Raw genomic sequence first — 16,676 nt, 5'->3', positions numbered from 1 at the left:
ATCGCTGTCATGACTACTCCTGACGGCACGCCCGCCACGAACGAAGCCCCCGCCAAGAAGGCCCCCGCCAAGGACCCATGGGACCTCCCGGACGTCTCCGGCCTGGTCGTCGGCGTGCTCGGCGGCACCGGCGACCAGGGCCGCGGCCTCGCCTACCGGCTGGCCCGGGCCGGGCAGAAGGTGATCATCGGCTCGCGCGCGGCCGAGCGCGCACAGACGGCGGCCGAGGAGCTGGGCGGCACGGAGCTGGGCATCGAGGGCGCGGACAACGCCGAGTGCTCGCGGCGCAGCGACATCGTGATCGTCGCGGTCCCGTGGGAGGGCCACGGCAAGACGCTGGAGTCGCTGCGGGAGGAGCTGAGCGGCAAGCTCGTCATCGACTGCGTCAACCCGCTGGGCTTCGACAAGAAGGGCGCGTACGCCCTGAAGCCGGAGGAGGGCAGCGCCGCCGAACAGGCCGCGGCCCTGCTCCCGGACTCCCGGGTCACCGCCGCGTTCCACCATCTGTCGGCCGTGCTGCTCCAGGACCCGGAGATCGCGGAGATCGACACGGACGTGATGGTGCTGGGCGAGTCCCGCGCGGACACCGATCTGGTGCAGGCCCTGGCCGCCCGCATCCCCGGCATGCGGGGCGTCTTCGCGGGCCGCCTGCGCAACGCCCACCAGGTCGAGTCCCTGGTGGCCAACCTGATCTCGGTCAACCGCCGCTACAAGGCCCACGCGGGCCTGCGCGTCACGGACATCTGAGCCGGACGTCCGAGCCGGGCGTCTGCCGGGTGCCCGAGCCGGGCGCCCGAGGGCGACCCTCGGCCCGCCGCGGGGCATGGGCGACAATGTCGGAAGCGACACCCCCGACAGGACCCCCACCAGGAGCCACCCCCATGCCCCGCCTCGCCGTCTACGCCCTCCTCGTCTGCGCCCTCACCGTCGCCGCGGCCGTCGTCTCCTTCGCGCGGGGCAGCTGGCTCGGCGTCGTCTGGGTCCTGCTCGCCGGGATCTCGTCCAACATGGCCTGGTTCTACGTACGCCGGGCCAAGGCCGAGCGCGTCGGCGAGTGAGCTGAAGGGGCGCGCCGCTGTCGAAAGGGAGAGCGCGCGGAGACCTCGAGGAACGAGGGGTCGAGCACGGTCGACCGTCGACAGGGGCTTTTGCGCCCCGGAGGCGAACCGAGCCATGACCCGCCGAGCGCGAGGCGACCGGCGCCACGAGCTGAGCCCGCGCTACGAGCCGAGCCCGGGGAACTGCGGCTCGCCCTGCCAGAAGCGGAAGAACTCCTGGCCGAAGTAGGTGTCGAACTGCGACACCCCCATCGCCCGCATGATCGCGTCGACCGCGTCGAAGAAGACCTGGTTGACCTCGGGGATCCACAGGATGCCGAAGACCGCGAGCAGCCCGAACGGCGCGTACGGCTCGACCTGCCGCCGGATGCGGTGGGACAGCCACGGCTCGATCACCCCGTAGCCGTCCAGCCCCGGAACCGGCAGGAAGTTCAGGATCGCGGCGGTGACCTGGAGCAGCGCCAGGAACGCGAGCGCGAAGCGGAAGACCAGCGGCACCTGGTCCGCGCTGCCGAGCCAGAACGGGGCGGTGAGCGCGGCGGCGAACAGCACGTTCGTCAGCGGTCCGGCGGCGGATATCAGGCTGTGCCGCCAGCGGCCCTGGATCCGGTGCCGCTCGATGAAGACCGCCCCGCCCGGCAGCCCGATCCCGCCCATGATCACGAAGATCACGGGCAGCACGATGCTCAGCGCCACATGCGTGTACTTCAGCGGGTTGAGGGTGAGGTAGCCCTTCGCGCCGATCGACAGATCACCGCTGTGCAGCGCGCTGCGGGCGTGCGCGTACTCGTGGAGACACAGCGAGACGACCCAGCCGGAGACCACGAAGAGGAACACGGCGAAGCCGGGGCTGGCCGAGTAGTCCGTCCACACCGCCCACGCGGATACGAGCATGATCGCGACCAGGCCGAGAAAGACGGGGCTGATCCGCCGCTCACGGCGGCTGATGGCGGTGGTCATCGGGTGAGGTCTCCGTACGGGGTGGTGGGCACTGACGGAAGAACGATGATCAGTGTGCGCGGAGTTCCGGTCGAGCGAGGACAGACGTGATCAGCGCCACGCGGACGGGGTCTCCAGCAGCTAGTCTGAGAGCAACCTGGCCAGGGAGGAAGCATGACGATCATGGAGGACCGGGCGGTGGAACTGCATGAGCAGATTCGGCTGCCCCGGAGCATGCGGCTGCGGCTGACCAGGAACGGACTCACGTTGGTACCGATTACCCAAGCGCACTGGAGGACCCAGCGGCGCATTGCAAGCCAGATCGAGGAAGGTCTGCCGGGCTGGACGGCGGTGGGCGAGTTCAGCGTGGTCCCGCCCCGGGAGGGTTACAGCCCGGAGCCCGACGTGTCGGCCGTGCCGAATGACAAGTTCGTCGATGGTGCCAGCAGGTTTCCGGAAGAGCTGCTCAGCTTTGTCGTGGAGATCGTCTCCCCGGAGAGCGAGGAGCGTGACTACAGCACCAAGGCCGATCACTACGCACTGCGCGGCATCGAGGCGTACCTCGTCGTCAACGTGCTCACCGCCCGCTGGACGCTGCTGACCCGTCCTCAGGACGGCACCTACCGGCACACTGTGACCGGAGACTTCGGGGAGAAGATCGAGATCCCTGTGGACGACCAGACGCTCGTCCTCGACTCCTCGCAGTTCGCGCGAGTGGTGCAAGCCTGAGGCCCACGCCCGGCCGTTCCGCCGCATCGACAACAATGGGGCCGTGCGCTACGCCATCCTCGGCACCACCCAGGCCCACCGCGACGACGGCACCCCCGTCGACCTCGGCGGCGCACGCCTGCGCGCCCTGCTGACCGCGCTCGCCCTGACCCCGGGGCGGCTGCGGACGAACGGCGCGCTCATCGCCGAGGTCTGGGACACCGATCCGCCCGCCGACGAGAACGGCGCGCTCCAGGCCCTCGTCGGGCGGCTGCGGCGGGCCGTCGGCAAGGCGGCGATCGCATCAGGACCCGGCGGCTACCGGCTGTGCGCCGAGCCCGACGACGTCGATCTGCACCGCTTCGAGCGGCTCGCGGAGGAGGGCGCCCGCGCCCTCGCCGACGGCGACCCGGCCAAGGCCGCCGCCCGCTACGACGACGCCCTCGCCCTGTGGCGCGGCCCGGCGCTCACCGACCTCCCCGACGGGATGGCCGCGGCCGCCCGTGCCGAGGCCCAGCGGCTGGACGCGCGGCGCGGCCGCATCGCCGCCGCGCTCGCCCTCGGCAACGCCGCCCAGACCCTCCCCGCCCTCGCCGAGCTGTGCGACGCGCACCCGCTGGACGAGCCGCTGCACGGCTTGCGCATCCGCGCCCTGCGGGACACCGGCCGCCCCGCGGAGGCGCTGGCCGCGTACGAGGCGATCCGGGTGGAGATCGCCGACCGGCTGGGTGCGGACCCGGGCCCCGAGCTGCGCGCCCTGCACGCGGAGCTGCTGGAACCGGAGCACCCGAAGGCCCCCGAGCCGCCCGAGCCGCAGCGGGCCGGGCGCAACGGCGGCAATCTGCGCGCCCGGCTCACCAGCTTCGTCGGCCGGGAGGCCGATCTGGCGGCGCTGCGCACCGATCTGTCCGCGCACCGGCTGGTCACCCTCCTCGGGCCCGGCGGCGCCGGGAAGACCCGGTTGTCCCAGGAGGCCGCCGAGTCGGTCGCGACCGCCTGGCCGGACGGGGTGTGGCTGGCCGAACTGGCCCCCGTGGACGACCCGGAGACCGTGCCCGAGACGGTGCTGACCGCGCTCGGCGCGCGCGAGACCGTCATCCGCGGCAGCGCCGCCGAGGGGCTGCGCGCGGCGGCCGACCCGACCGCCCACGATCCGCTCGCGCGGCTCGTGGAGCACTGCGAGCCGCGCCGGATGCTGATCGTGCTCGACAACTGCGAGCACCTGGTCGAGGCCGCGGCCCGGCTCGCCGACTCCCTGCTGGCCCGCTGCCCCGGCGTCACCGTCCTGGCCACCAGCCGCGAACCGCTCGCCGTCCCCGGCGAGCTGGTGCGCCCGGTGGAGCCGCTGCCGGACCCGGTGGCGCTGCGGCTGTTCCAGGAGCGGGGCGCGGCGGCCCGCCCCGGCTTCCGCACCGACGACGATCCGGCGGCGTGCGCCGAGATCTGCCGCCGTCTGGACGGCCTGCCGCTGGCCGTCGAACTGGCCGCCGCCCGGCTGCGGCTGCTCACCCCCCGGCAGATCGCCGACCGCCTGGACGACCGCTTCCGCCTGCTGACCAGCGGCAGCCGCACCGTGCTGCCCCGCCAGCAGACGTTGCGCGCCGTGGTCGACTGGTCCTGGGACCTCCTCGACGCCCAGGAGCGCACCGTCCTCGCCCGCCTCTCGGTCTTCGCGGGCGGCTGCGAACTCCCGGCGGCCGAGGCGGTCTGCGGCGATCCGGACGACCGCGACCCGGACGGCCGCGACCGCGACCCGGACGGCCGCGACCGCGACCCGGACGGCCGCGGCCCGGTCGACCCCCGGGACGTCGCGGCGCTGCTCGGGTCGCTGGTCGACAAGTCGCTGGTGGTCGCCGCTCCGGGAGGGGACGGCGCGGACGGCGGGATGCGGTACCGGCTGCTGGAGACCGTCGCCGAGTACGCGGCGGCGCGGCTGGACGAGGCGGGGGAGCGGGCTGCGATCGAACGGCGGCACCTGGTCGCGTACCGGGAGCTGGCCCGTACCGCCGACCCGCACCTGCGCGGCCGCGAACAGCGCGTCTGGCTGACCCGGCTGGAGGCCGAGCACGAGAACCTGCGCACCGCGCTGCGCCGGGCCGTCGCGGCGGGCGACGAGCAGGAGGCGCTGTGCCTGGTGCTGTCGCTCGGCTGGTTCTGGAACCTGCGCGGCCACCGCGGCGACGGACGCCACTGGTCGACGGCCGCGGCGCGGCTGGGCCCCAACCCGTTCGAGGCGCCCGTCACCCCCGCGCCCCCGCTGTACACGAGCTGCACGGCCGCCCCGCCGCCGATGGAGCCCGAGATGCTGGAGGAGGCGCGGCGCGGGGTGCGGCTGTACGCGCTGGCCAACCTCGAAGGCAACATGACGGCCTTGGAGGACGAGGAGTCCCGGCGGGAGATGCGGGGCATCGTCGAGGCCTACCGCCCGGGGCTGCCGCAGAACTGCCGGGTCCCCGGCGTCATGTGGTTCTTCGCGGTGCTGCTGACGGGCGACCTCGGCCTGATGCGGAAGGTCGTGGACGAGTCGGTGCGCACCAGCCGGAAGCTGGGCTACACCTGGGAGCTGGCCTTCACCCTCCAGATGCGGGCCAAGGTGATGACCCAGCGCGGCGGCGCCGATCCCGGGGAGCAGGCGCGCCGGGACGCCGACGAGAGCCTGGCGCTGTTCATCGAGCTCGGCGACGCCTGGGGCGTGGCCGAGGCGCTGTCCGGGCGCGGCGAGACCCTGGAGCTGATCGGCGACGGCCGGGCCGCGGCCGACGACTACCGCGCGGCGATCCGCTACGCCGAGGAGCTGGACGCGCATGCCCAGGTCTCGCTGCTCCGGGCCCGGCTGGCGGGGCTGCACGTCGAGCACGGGGACGAGACGGAGGCGGCGGAGGGCGAGCGCATCCTGCGCGAGCTGCTGGCGGAGCAGCCGCAGGCGGGCGCCGAGGCCACGTCGTACGTCCGGATGCACCTGGCCCACCGGTGCGGTGTCACGGGCCGGGTGGCCGAGGCCAGGGAGCATCTGGCGGTGCTGCACGGGGAGTTCGCCAGCCGGGCGCTCGACCTGTTCCAGGGCCTGGTCGAGGGGATGCTGGCCTGGCTGGACCTGATCGAGGGGCAGCCGGGGGAGGCGCTCACCCGGATCAGGGGGGCGCTGGTGAAGACCGGCGACTTCATGACCCAGGTGATCGCCCCGCAGGTGCCGGTGATCCAGCTGATGACCGCCGCGCGGGCGCTGGCCGCCCTCGGCGGCGCGGAGCGGGCGGCTCTCGCGGCCCGGCTGCTCGGCGCGTACGACGTGCTGCGGCCCGGCATCCAGCGGGTTCCCGCCAGCGAGCGGGAGGACCGGGAGGCGGGCGAGGCGGCGGTGCGGGCCTGGCTGGACGACGGGAGTTACGAGCGCGCGTACGCGGAGGGCGGCGGCCTCACCGTGCGGGAGGCCGCCGCCCTCGTCGAAACCATCGCCTGACCCCTTCGCTCAGGTCTTGGTGCGGAACTTGCGCACCGCCAGCGGCGCCGTGATCACCGTGATGGCCACCGCCCACACCAGGGCGACGGTCACCGGATGGGCGACCGGGCCCTGACCGCTGGTCAGCGACCGCGCAGCGTCGGCGAGCTGGGAGAGCGGGTTGTAGTCGGTGAAGGACTGGAGCCAGTCCGGCATGGTGGCGGTCGGCGCGAAGATCGACGAGCCGAACTGGAGCGGCATGATCACCAGGAAGCCTATGCCCTGCACCGCCTGCGGCGTCTTCAGCGACAGCCCCAGCAGCATGAAGATCCAGGTCAGCGAGGATCCGAAGGCCAGGGCCAGGACGACCGCGGCCGCCAGCTCGGCCGGGCCGGTCTTCAGCTCGAAGCCCATGATGAAGCCCATGATCAGCAGGATGAGGGTGGACACCAGCATCCGCCCGGTCTCCACGATCAGCTTGGCGACCAGCACCGAGGAGCGGGCGATCGGCATCGTACGGAAGCGGTCCATGACCCCCTTGCGGAAGTCGTCGTTGACGCCCGTGCCGACCGACATGGCGATGTTGAGGCCGCCCATCGCCATCATGCCGGGGATGAAGTAGTTGACGTACTGGTCCCGGTCGCCGCCCGACACCGCGCCACCGAAGACGTAGGTGAACAGCAGCGAGAAGACGATCGGCATCATCAGCGCGTCGAACATCGACTCCGGGTCCTGCTTGATCTGCATGGCGTTACGGCGCACCAGCGCGCCGATGTGCCGGAGATTGGCGCGCAGCCCGATCCGCCCCTCGTCGGGCAGGTTCTTGGGCGAAGCGGTGACCGTTGCCGCACTCATGCTGTGTCCCTTTCGTTCGCCCCGCCGCGGAAGCGGCTGATGTCACTGCCGCCCGCTCGGCGCAGAGGCGCGGCTATCGTCTTCGAGTGCGGCCCGGCGGCCTCGCGTGCGTCGCTCACGCCGCCACCTCCTCAAGGGCCTTGTCGTTCGTGCTGTCCTCGGGGGTCGAGGTCTTCTGGCCGGTGATGGCCAGGAACACCTCGTCCAGGCTGGGCAGATGGGTGTCGATCCCGGCGATCGCGAAGTTGCGCTCGCCGAGCAGCCCGATCACCGCGGTCAGCTGCTCGTCGCTGACGATCGGCACGTTGACCAGGCCCTCCTCCACGTCCGCGGTCGCGCCGCCGACGCCGTCGAGCCCGGCCTGCGCGATGGCGCCGACCATGCGGTTCAGCTCACCGGGGTCGGAGGGGCGGATCTGGAGGGTGCGCCCGCCGACCTTGGCCTTCAGCTCGTTCACCCGGCCCTCGGCGATGATCTTGCCGCGGTCGATGACCGTGAGGTCGTGCGCCAGCTGCTCGGCCTCCTCCATGTACTGGGTGGTCAGCAGCACCGTGGAGCCCTCGGCGACCATGCGCTTGACCTCGTCCCACACCTCGTTGCGGGTGCGCGGGTCAAGACCGGTCGTCGGCTCGTCCAGATAGAGCACCGCGGGGCGGCCGATCATGGAGGCGGCCAGGTCCAGCCGGCGGCGCATACCGCCGGAGTAGGTGGACGCGGCCCGCTTCGCGGCGTCCGTCAGCGAGAACCGCTCCAGCATGGCGTCCGCGCGCGAGCGGGCTTCCTTGCGGGACAGATCGAGCAGCCGCCCGATCATGTACAGGTTCTCCCAGCCGGAGAGCTTCTCGTCGACCGAGGCGTACTGCCCGGTCAGGCCGATCGTGCGGCGCAACTGCCTCGGCTGCCGCACCACGTCGTACCCCGCCACGACGGCGGTGCCGGCGTCCGGCACCAGCAGGGTGGACAGACAGCGGACGAGGGTGGTCTTCCCGGCTCCGTTGGGGCCGAGCACACCGAGGACGGTGCCTTCCGGCACGTCCAGATCCACCCCGTCGACCGCCTTGGTGTCGCCGAAGTGCTTGACCAGCCCCCGAACTTCGACGGCGTTGCCGTCCCTGATCTTGTGTTCCTGTCGCGTCATGTCCTCAGCGTGGCACCCGCCGCCGACAGATCACCGACAAGCGGCAGACAGCCCGCCGACGGGGGACGGTCGGCGGGCTGTCGATGTACCGCGATGGCTCTGTGCGTTGTCCGTACGTCAGTGGAACGAGTGCTCCTCGGCCGGGTACGCCCCGCCGACGACGTCCTCGGCGAAGGCGCGGGCCGCGTCGCCCAGCACCTCCCGCAGCTGCGCGTACTGCTTGACGAAGCGCGGCACCCGGCCGCCGGTCAGGCCCGCCATGTCCGTCCACACCAGCACCTGGGCGTCGCACTCCACGCCCGCGCCGATGCCGATGGTCGGGATGTGCAGCGAGCCGGTGACCTCGGCGGCCAGCTCGGCCGGGACCAGCTCCAGGACGACGGCGAAGGCGCCCGCGTCCTGCACGGCCTTGGCGTCGCGCAGCAGTTGCTGGGCGGCCTCCTCGCCGCGCCCCTGCACCCGGTAGCCGCCGTACGCGTTGACGGACTGCGGGGTGAGGCCGACGTGTGCCATGACCGGGATGCCGGATCGGACCAGCAGATCGATCTGGTGGGCGGAGCGCTCGCCGCCCTCCAGCTTGACCGCGCCCACCCCGGCCTCCTTGATCAGCCGGGTGGCGTTGCGCAGGGCCTGGACCGCGCCCTCCTGGTACGACCCGAAGGGCAGGTCGCCGACGACGAGGGCGCGCTTGGTGCCGCGTACGACCGCGGCGGACAGCAGGGCGACCTCGTCCATCGTGACGGGCACGGTGGACTCGTAGCCCAGATGACAGTTGCCCATCGAATCGCCGACCAGGATGACGGGGATGCCCGCCTCGTCGAAGACGGAGGCGGTCATCGCGTCGTACGCGGTGAGCATGGGCCACTTCTCGCCGCGCTCCTTGGCGGCCGCGATGTCACGGACGGTGATACGGCGGGATGTCGTCCCCCCGTACAGCGCCTTCGACGGCTGCCCTTCCGGATGGTGTGGCTTGTGCGCAGGGCTGACGTGCGTCATTACGACGGCTCCTGTTCGTCATCTCGAGGCGCCCTGACGGCGTCCCCGGACCACCCCCCATGCTGGCACGCCTCCCCACGGGGCGAAAGTGGGGCCACGCCGGTCCCGGAGAGGTCCCGGATGAGTATTCGATGGACAAAAGCTCGCAAAGAGTTCCCGATACGAGACGGGACCGTATCGAAACGGTCTTAGCCTGGGCCGCATGGCAGCAGTACCCTCCGCCGAGGCCATCCACCGCAGACGGTGGGCGATCCTGGTCGTCCTCATGATCAGCGTCCTGGTCGTCGTCCTGGACAACTCGATACTCAACGTGGCGATGAAGACCATCGCCACCCCGAAGCCCACCGGTCTCGGCGCCACCCAGAGCCAGCTGGAGTGGGCCATCAACGCCTACACGCTGGTCTTCGCGGGGCTGCTGTTCACCGCCGGGCTCCTCGGCGACCGGCTCGGCCGCAAGAAGATGCTGCTCGGCGGCATGGCCGTGTTCGGCATCGGCTCGGTACTCGCGGCCTTCTCCGGTTCGCCCGGGGAACTGATCGGCTTCCGGGCGCTGATGGGCCTGGGCGCGGCCTTCGTGATGCCCGCCACCCTGGCCATCCTGGTCAACGTCTTCGAGCGCGAGGAGCAGGCGAAGGCCATCGGCATCTGGGTCGCCGCGGTCGGCCTCGCCATCGCCATCGGGCCGATCACCGGCGGTCTGCTGCTGGAGCACTTCTGGTGGGGCTCGGTCTTCTTCGTCAACGTCCCCGTCGTGGCCGCCGGGATCGTCGCGATGGTGCTGCTCGTCCCCGACTCCCGGGACCCGGCGCCCGGACGGCTGGACCCGCTGGGCGTGCTGCTGTCCGTGGTCGGTCTGGTGCTGCTGGTGTACGGCATCATCAAGGGCGGCCAGCTCGCCGACTTCACCGACGCCCAGGTGCTGGCCACGATCGGCGCCGGGCTCCTCGTCCTGGGCCTGTTCGTCTGGCACGAGAAGCGCAGCGACCATCCGGCCATCGATATCAATTACTTCCGGAACCCCGCCTTCTCGGCCGCCATCGCCGCCGTCGCGCTGGTCTTCTTCGCGCTCATGGGCGTGACCTTCTTCATGGTCTTCTACATCCAGAGCGTGCGCGGCTTCAGCGCCCTGGACTCCGGGCTGCTGCTCCTGCCGCTGGCCGTCGCGCAGCTGCTGTTCGCGCCGCGCGCCCGGCTGGTCGTGGAGCGGTTCGGCGCCCGCGCGGTGTGCACGGGCGGGATGCTGCTGGTGGCCGCCACCATGGCCGGGTTCCTGCTGCTGGAGACCGACTCGCCGCTGTGGGTGCTGGAGGTGCTCTTCTTCTTCCAGGGCGCCGGGATGGCGCACATCATGCCCCCGGTCACCACCGCGATCATGCAGGCGCTGCCCCGTGAGAAGGCCGGTTCCGGTTCGGCCCTGAACAACACCTTCCGGCAGGTCGGCGGCGCGCTCGGGGTCGCCGTCCTCGGCTCGGTGCTCTCCGCCACGTACCGCGAGGGCATCCAGGACACCCTCGCCGCCGTCCCCGGGCTGCCCGCCTCCGCGCGGCACTCGGCGGGCGAGTCCATCGAGGCCACCGTCGCCCTCGCCGAGCGCATGGGGCCCTCGGGGCAGGCGCTGCTGGGCCCCGCGCACGACTCCTTCATCCACGCGATGCACCTCACCGCGCTCGGCTCGTCCGGTGTCGCCCTGTTCGGCGCGCTGGTCGTGGCGGCGTTCCTGCCCGGCAAGGACGCGGACGGCGGCGGCCCCGGCAGCGGGCAGCAGCGGGAGAAGGCCGGGGCGGGGGCCGACCGATGACCGCGCCGCACGCCGAAGCCGGGGCCGACGCCCGCGCCGAAGCCCGGGCCGCATCCGCATCCGCGTCCGGCCCGGCCGGGCCCTCGGTGCGCGGGCGGCCGCGCAACGCCGCCACCGACGCCGCGATCATCGAGGCCGCGCTGCGGCTGCTGGAGGAGGGCGCATCCGTCGGCGCGCTGTCCATCGAGGGGATCGCGCGCGCGGCGGGGGTGGCCAAGGCGACCGTCTACCGCCGCTGGCCGGGCAAGGACGCGCTGATGCTGGACGTCCTGCGGTCGCTGGAGGAGCCGGGCCCCCGCCCGGCCGGAGTCTCGGTCCGCGACGACCTCGTCACCATCCTGGAGTTCATGCGGCGGCGCGGGCTGGCCAAGCGGAACTCCGCCCTGATGCGCAGCATCCTGGCCCAGATGCACGCCCACCGGGAGCTGTGGCGGGCGTACGACGAGAACGTCATCGAGGTCCGCCGGGAACTGCTGCGGTCGGTGCTGCGGCGGGGCGTCGCCAACGGTGAGATCCGGGCGGACACCGATCCCGAGCTGCTGGCCGACCTGTTCACCGGGCCGATGCTGTCGCGCGCGATCCTGCACGAGTGGCGGGAGTTGCCGGAGGGGCTGGCCGAACGGATCGTGGACACCGTTCTGGAGGGGGTCTCGGCACGCGGCTGAGACGGCGTGTGCGAGCGTATGACGGACGGCGCGTCCCGATGCCTTTGTGCCTGTTGCGTCACAACCGCCCCCGTTGTCGCGGGAACCGGAACCCCTGCCCACCGCCCCGGCGTCCACCGGGCAGGGAACGCCCGGTGGGGGCGTCGGGAATGCCCTGGTCATCGCCTAGGGTCGTCAGCGATAGGCGGGCAGCGGCAAGTGAGGGACGGACAACGCATGGTGCAGGCGTACACGCAGGAGACGGGACAGTCCGGGGACGCACCCCAGTGGACCGACTCCCGGTTCGGTCGCCTGCGCGACCGGCTCCGGCACAGCCGCGGAATCTGGCGGCGCGGTCTGGTGCTCGCGGCGTTCGCGGTCCTGCTCGCGCTGATCATGGTCTTCCACGCCGACATCCCCAACCGCGTCGGCAACCTCGGCAGCCTGCTGGAGACCTTCCTGCCGTGGCTCGGGGTGTTCCTCCCGCTGCTGCTGGTGCTCGGCCTGGTGCGCCGGTCGGCGATCGCCCTGCTGGCGCTGGTGCTGCCGGTCACCGTCTGGCTGAACCTGTTCGGCGGGCTGATGTTCTCCGACAAGTCCGGCGGCGACGGCGACCTGACCGTCGTCACCCACAACGTCAACGCCGACAACTCCGACCCGGTGACCACCGCGAAGGACGTGGCCGCCTCGGGCGCGCAGGTGGTCGCGCTGGAGGAGCTGACCGCCAAGGCCGTGCCGACGTACGCGAAGGCGCTCGAGGGCACCTACCGCTACCACGCGGTGCAGGGCACGGTCGGGCTGTGGAGCAAGTACCCGCTGTCCGGGACCAAGCCGGTCGACATCAAGATGGGCTGGACCCGGGCGCTGCGCACCACCGTCACCGCGCCGGGCGGCGAGGTCGCCGTCTACGTCGCCCATCTCCCCTCCGTGCGCGTGAAGTTCAACGCGGGCTTCACGGCCGGGCAGCGCGACGCGAGCGCCGACGCGCTGGGCGAGGCCATCCGTGACGAGCCGCTGGACAAGGTGGTCCTGCTCGGCGACCTGAACGGCACGATGAACGACCGTTCGCTGGCCCCCGTCACCTCGCAGATGCGCTCCGCGCAGGGCGCCGCGGGCGACGGCTTCGGCTTCAGCTGGCCCGTCTCGTTCCCGATGGCCCGCATCGACCAGATCATGGTGCGCGGGGTGGACCCGGTCTCGGCCTGGACCCTTCAGCAGACCGGCAGTGACCACCTTCCGGTAGCGGCGTCGGTCACTCTCTGAGCCTGCCGATCGAAGATCTAACAAGCTGTTCACCTTGAGGTTGGTGCTCAGGAAATAAAGCGCGTGAGAGACTTTGTTCCGGTAGAGAACATATGCACGCTCGCACCCTCTCTTTCCTCACCGCTTGTGAAAGGTCTCTCATGCCCCTGGCACTGCTCGCGCTCGCGATCTCTGCCTTCGGTATCGGCACCACAGAATTCGTGATGATGGGCCTGCTGCCCAACGTCGCCGACGATCTGGGCACCTCGGTGCCGACCGCTGGCTACCTCGTCTCCGCCTACGCCATCGGCGTCGTCATCGGCGCCCCGCTGCTCACCGCCCTCGGTGCGCGCATCCCGCGCAAACGCATGCTCGTCCTGCTGATGGGGCTCTTCACGGTCGGCAACCTCGCCTCCGCGCTGGCCCCCTCGTTCGGGCTGCTGCTCGCCGGGCGGGTGCTCGCCGGGCTGCCGCACGGCGCGTTCTTCGGCGTCGGCGCGGTGGTCGCCTCCCGGCTGGTGAGCGAGGAGAGGCAGGCCCGCGCGGTCGCCACCATGTTCCTGGGCCTGACGATCGCCAACATCGTCGGCGTCCCGGTGGGCACGGCGCTCGGCCAGGGTCTGGGCTGGCGCGCCACCTTCCTGGTCGTCACCGGCATCGGCGTCCTGGCCATGGCCTCGCTCGCCCGGCTCGTCCCGCAGGTGCCGCAGGACCAGCACGGCGGCCTCGCCCACGAGCTGCGCGCCCTCGGCAACCGGCAGGTGCTGCTCGGGCTGCTCACCGCGGTCTTCGGCTTCGCCGGCGTCTTCGCCGTCTACAGCTACCTGGCCTCGATGGTGACCGAGGTCACCGGCTTCGCCGAGTCCTCCGTCACGATCGTGCTCGCCCTCTTCGGCATCGGCATGACCCTGGGCGCGCTGGTCGCGGGGCCCCTCACCGACCGCGCGCTGCGGCCCACGCTGTACGGGTCGCTGACGGCCCTGGCCGTGATGCTGGTGGTGTTCAACTTCACCGTGCACATCAAGTGGGCCGCGCTGGTCTCGGTCGTCCTGCTCGGCGCGGTGGGCTTCATGACCACCACCCCGCTCCAGATGCTCGTCATGAACAAGGCGAAGCACGCCCCGACCCTCGCCTCCGCCTCCAACCACTCCGCCTTCAACCTCGCCAACGCGGGCGGGGCCTGGGTCGGCGGCGTCGCCATCTCCGCCGGCTGGGGCTGGACCTCCCCGACCCTGGTCGGCGCGGTGCTCGCGGTGGTCGGCCTGGCGATAGCGGCGACCGCGGGACTGCTGGACCGCGGGCCCTCGGAGAAGTCCCGGATCGTCGCGGGCAGCGACTCGGTGCCCACGCTGTCCGAGGTGCGCTGACCGCTCCGTACGTACGCGGACGCGCCCCGCCGCTGTGGCGGGGCGCGTCCGCGTTTTACGGCCCTACGGCACCGTCAGCACGATCTTCCCCCGGACATGGCCCGCGGCGCTCACCTCATGCGCCTTCGCCGCCTCCGCCAGCGGGAACACCTCGTGCAGCGGCACCCGGAACCGGCCCTCGGCGGCCAGTGCCGCCGCCACCGCGAGCCCCTCGTGGCCGGGCGCGTCCCCGCTTCCGCCCCAGGTCAGATGGACGCCGTGCTCATGAGCGCCCATATCGGCCACCGACACCACGCGCTTCGGGTCCCCCGCGAGGGCGACGAGGTCCGGCAGCGAACCCGAGCCCGCCGCGTCCAGCACCGCGTCGACCCCGCCGGGCGCCAGCGCCGCGACCCGTTCCGCGAGGCCGGGGCCGTAGGTGGTGGGTGTCGCCCCGAGCCCGGCGAGGAACGTGTGGTTCGCCTCCCGGGCCGTACCGATCACGGTGGCCCCGCGGGCGGCCGCGAGCTGGACCGTCGCCGTGCCGACGCCCCCGGCGGCGCCCTCGATCAGCAGCGTCGTGCCCTTCGTGACGCCCAGCAGATTCAGGGCGCGGGTCGCGGTCTCCGCATTGCCCGCCGCACCGCCCGCCTCCTCCCAGCTCAGCGCGTCCGGCTTGGCGGCCCAGGCGGCCAGCACGGCGAACTCGGCCGCCGCGCCCCCGAACCTGGTGAAGCCGACCACCCCGAAGACGGCGTCCCCGACCGCGACCCCCGTGACCCCCTCCCCGATCTCGTCCACGACCCCCGCGGCGTCGATCCCGGGGATGTGCGGCAGGGCGAGCTTGAGCCGCAACTCCTCGGGGAACGCCCCGGAGCGCAGCTTGTGGTCCGCCGGGGTGACCCCGACGGCCCGTACGGCGATACGGATCTCGCCGGGCCCGGCGTGCGGCTCCTCGGCCTCGCCGACGGTGAGGACGTCCGGCGGTCCCAGTTCTGAATACTGAAGTGCGAACATGCGGCCGACGCTAACAACGAATCGGAACACCGCGTCCGTTTGCGCGTAAAGTGAGAGAGGTGATCGACGAACCGTCTCGGAAGCGCACCGACGCCCGCCGCAACCGCCACCGCATCATCGAGGTCGCCGCCGAGACCTTCGCCGCCCACGGGCTCGATGTGCCGATGCGCGAGATCGCCCGCCGCGCCGGGGTCGGACCCGCGACGCTCTACCGCCACTTCCCCGCGAAGGGAGACCTGGTCGCCGAAACCTTCGCCGATCAGCTCGCCCAGTGCGTGGAAACCCTCGATGCCGCTCTCGCCGACCCCGACCCCTGGAACGGTTTCTGCACGCTCATCGAGAAGGTGTGCGCGATGCAGGCCGTGGACCGCGGCTTCACCGCCGCCTTCCTCGCCACCCTTCCGCCCTCGCTGGCCACCGACTTCGAGCGGACCCGCGACCACCACGTACGCCGCTTCGCCGAGCTGACGCGGCGCGCCAAGGCAAGCGGCCAGCTGCGCCGGGACTTCGTACCGGACGACATCAAGCTGCTGATCATGGCCAACGGAGGCATCGGCGCCGCATCCCCCGCCGCCGCGCGGGCCGCCTCCCACCGCCTGGTGGCCCTGCTGCTCCAGTCCCTCCGCGCCCACCCGGCCGACCCGCCCGCCCCCTTGCCGCCGCCGGTCCCGCTTGACTCTCACATGGATGTCAAGCTCTAGCGTCCCCGTCATGACCACCACATCCCCCCTGGGACGCACCGTCCGCGGCACCGGCCCCGGACTCCTCCTCGCCCACGGCGCCACCGGCTCCATCGACGCCAACTACGGCCCCCTGCTGGACGGCCTGGCCGCCCACCACCGCGTCGTCGGCCCCGACTACCCCGGCTCGGGCCGCACCCCGCGCGCGACCGGGCCCCTGGACCTGGACGGGCTCGCCGACGCGCTCGTCGCCACCGCCGTCGAGGAGGGCCTGGACACCTTCGCCGTCGCGGGCTATTCCCTGGGCACCCCGCTCGCCGTCCGCGCCGCCACCCGCCATCCCTCCCGGGTCACCGCCCTCGTCCTCACCGCCGCCTTCGCCCACCCGAGCGCGCGGATGCGGCTCCTGCTGGACGACTGGCTGCGGCTGCTGCGCGCCGACGACGGCCACGAGGCGGTGGCCCGCTGGACGACGCTGATCGCCGCCGGAGCGCCCTACCTGGACCGGATGCCCGCCGACGAACTGACCGCCACGATCGCCGCGACCCGCGACTCCATCCCGCCGGGCGCGATCGACCAGGTGCTCCTGTGTACCCGGGCCGACGTCCGCGCGGACCTGTCCCGCCTCGCGGTCCCCACCCTGGTGATCTCCACGACCCACGACGCGATGGTCACCCCGCACCACCACCACGAGGTCGCCGCGGGCATCCCCGACGCGCAGCTGGCCGAACTCCCCACCGGCCACCTCCCCTTCGTGGAGGCCCCGGCGGAGTGGCTGACCCTGATACGCGACTTCCTGGCCGCCACCGCGTAGCCCCG

At 72.4% G+C, this 16,676-nt stretch carries 16 protein-coding genes; 10 read left to right on the top strand and 6 right to left on the bottom strand.

Features of this window, described 5'->3' with window-relative positions:
- Window positions 1-9 precede the first annotated feature (9 nt).
- Both npdG and LCH29_RS29050 read left to right on the top strand, forming a co-directional pair.
- The gene (gene npdG / locus LCH29_RS29055; protein ID WP_446464660.1) at window positions 10-747 is read left to right on the top strand and encodes an NADPH-dependent F420 reductase; all 738 of its coding nucleotides are present in this window, start codon (window positions 10-12) and stop codon (window positions 745-747) included.
- Between the two features lie 134 nt (window positions 748-881).
- The gene (locus LCH29_RS29050; RefSeq protein ID WP_446464659.1) at window positions 882-1,058 is read left to right on the top strand and encodes a hypothetical protein; all 177 of its coding nucleotides are present in this window, start codon (window positions 882-884) and stop codon (window positions 1,056-1,058) included.
- A 162-nt stretch (window positions 1,059-1,220) separates the two neighbouring features.
- On the opposite strand, the gene LCH29_RS29045 is transcribed toward LCH29_RS29050, so the two are convergent.
- Window positions 1,221-2,018 carry a site-2 protease family protein gene (locus LCH29_RS29045; protein WP_446464658.1) on the bottom strand — a complete coding sequence of 266 codons (798 nt, stop codon included), beginning with the start codon at window positions 2,016-2,018 and terminating at the stop codon, window positions 1,221-1,223.
- A 153-nt stretch (window positions 2,019-2,171) separates the two neighbouring features.
- Between LCH29_RS29045 and LCH29_RS29040 the strand changes: the two genes are divergently transcribed.
- On the top strand, window positions 2,172-2,726 hold the full coding sequence (locus LCH29_RS29040) for a Uma2 family endonuclease (protein ID WP_446464657.1): 555 nt from the start codon (window positions 2,172-2,174) through the stop codon (window positions 2,724-2,726).
- A 43-nt stretch (window positions 2,727-2,769) separates the two neighbouring features.
- Window positions 2,770-6,162 carry a BTAD domain-containing putative transcriptional regulator gene (locus LCH29_RS29035; protein ID WP_446464656.1) on the top strand — a complete coding sequence of 1,131 codons (3,393 nt, stop codon included), beginning with the start codon at window positions 2,770-2,772 and terminating at the stop codon, window positions 6,160-6,162.
- Window positions 6,163-6,171: 9 nt separating this feature from the next.
- On the opposite strand, the gene LCH29_RS29030 is transcribed toward LCH29_RS29035, so the two are convergent.
- The 4 genes from LCH29_RS29030 to panB all read right to left on the bottom strand — a co-directional run bounded on the left by LCH29_RS29030 (window position 6,172) and on the right by panB (window position 9,130).
- Window positions 6,172-6,996, bottom strand: coding sequence for an ABC transporter permease (locus tag LCH29_RS29030; RefSeq protein ID WP_446464655.1), 825 nt, complete (start codon window positions 6,994-6,996; stop codon window positions 6,172-6,174).
- On the bottom strand, window positions 6,993-7,115 hold the full coding sequence (locus LCH29_RS29025; protein ID WP_446464654.1) for a hypothetical protein: 123 nt from the start codon (window positions 7,113-7,115) through the stop codon (window positions 6,993-6,995). The genes LCH29_RS29030 and LCH29_RS29025 overlap by 4 nt, the downstream gene beginning before the upstream one ends.
- The gene (locus LCH29_RS29020) at window positions 7,112-8,134 is read right to left on the bottom strand and encodes an ATP-binding cassette domain-containing protein (RefSeq protein WP_446464653.1); all 1,023 of its coding nucleotides are present in this window, start codon (window positions 8,132-8,134) and stop codon (window positions 7,112-7,114) included. Before LCH29_RS29020 ends, LCH29_RS29025 begins: the two co-directional genes overlap by 4 nt.
- Before the next feature lie 117 nt (window positions 8,135-8,251).
- A complete protein-coding gene (gene panB, locus LCH29_RS29015; RefSeq protein ID WP_446464652.1) occupies window positions 8,252-9,130 on the bottom strand; it encodes a 3-methyl-2-oxobutanoate hydroxymethyltransferase in 879 nt (292 codons plus the stop codon).
- 202 nt (window positions 9,131-9,332) lie between these two features.
- On the opposite strand from panB, the gene LCH29_RS29010 reads away from it, so the two are divergent.
- The 4 genes from LCH29_RS29010 (at window position 9,333) to LCH29_RS28995 (ending at window position 14,181) form a co-directional block, all read left to right on the top strand.
- Window positions 9,333-10,928, top strand: coding sequence for an MFS transporter (locus LCH29_RS29010; protein WP_446464651.1), 1,596 nt, complete (start codon window positions 9,333-9,335; stop codon window positions 10,926-10,928).
- Window positions 10,925-11,593 (top strand): TetR/AcrR family transcriptional regulator, encoded by a 669-nt coding sequence (locus LCH29_RS29005; RefSeq protein WP_446464650.1) that lies wholly within the window; start codon window positions 10,925-10,927, stop codon window positions 11,591-11,593. Before LCH29_RS29010 ends, LCH29_RS29005 begins: the two co-directional genes overlap by 4 nt.
- Before the next feature lie 216 nt (window positions 11,594-11,809).
- On the top strand, window positions 11,810-12,835 hold the full coding sequence (locus tag LCH29_RS29000) for an endonuclease/exonuclease/phosphatase family protein (RefSeq protein WP_446464649.1): 1,026 nt from the start codon (window positions 11,810-11,812) through the stop codon (window positions 12,833-12,835).
- 140 nt (window positions 12,836-12,975) lie between these two features.
- Entirely contained in the window at window positions 12,976-14,181 is a 1,206-nt protein-coding gene (locus LCH29_RS28995) for an MFS transporter (RefSeq protein WP_446464648.1), read from the top strand.
- Between the two features lie 63 nt (window positions 14,182-14,244).
- On the opposite strand, the gene LCH29_RS28990 is transcribed toward LCH29_RS28995, so the two are convergent.
- A complete protein-coding gene (locus LCH29_RS28990) occupies window positions 14,245-15,177 on the bottom strand; it encodes an NADP-dependent oxidoreductase (RefSeq protein WP_446464647.1) in 933 nt (310 codons plus the stop codon).
- A gap of 59 nt (window positions 15,178-15,236) precedes the next feature.
- On the opposite strand from LCH29_RS28990, the gene LCH29_RS28985 reads away from it, so the two are divergent.
- Together LCH29_RS28985 and LCH29_RS28980 are read left to right on the top strand one after the other, a co-directional pair.
- The gene (locus LCH29_RS28985) at window positions 15,237-15,878 is read left to right on the top strand and encodes a TetR/AcrR family transcriptional regulator (protein WP_446464646.1); all 642 of its coding nucleotides are present in this window, start codon (window positions 15,237-15,239) and stop codon (window positions 15,876-15,878) included.
- 10 nt (window positions 15,879-15,888) lie between these two features.
- Entirely contained in the window at window positions 15,889-16,671 is a 783-nt protein-coding gene (locus tag LCH29_RS28980) for an alpha/beta fold hydrolase (protein WP_446464645.1), read from the top strand.
- The last annotated feature ends 5 nt before the right edge of the window (window positions 16,672-16,676 follow it).

This window comes from Streptomyces sp. BRA346, assembly GCF_052851135.1.
Note: the sequence above shows the minus strand (reverse complement) of the source record. Positions and strands in the feature narration are given on the sequence as shown.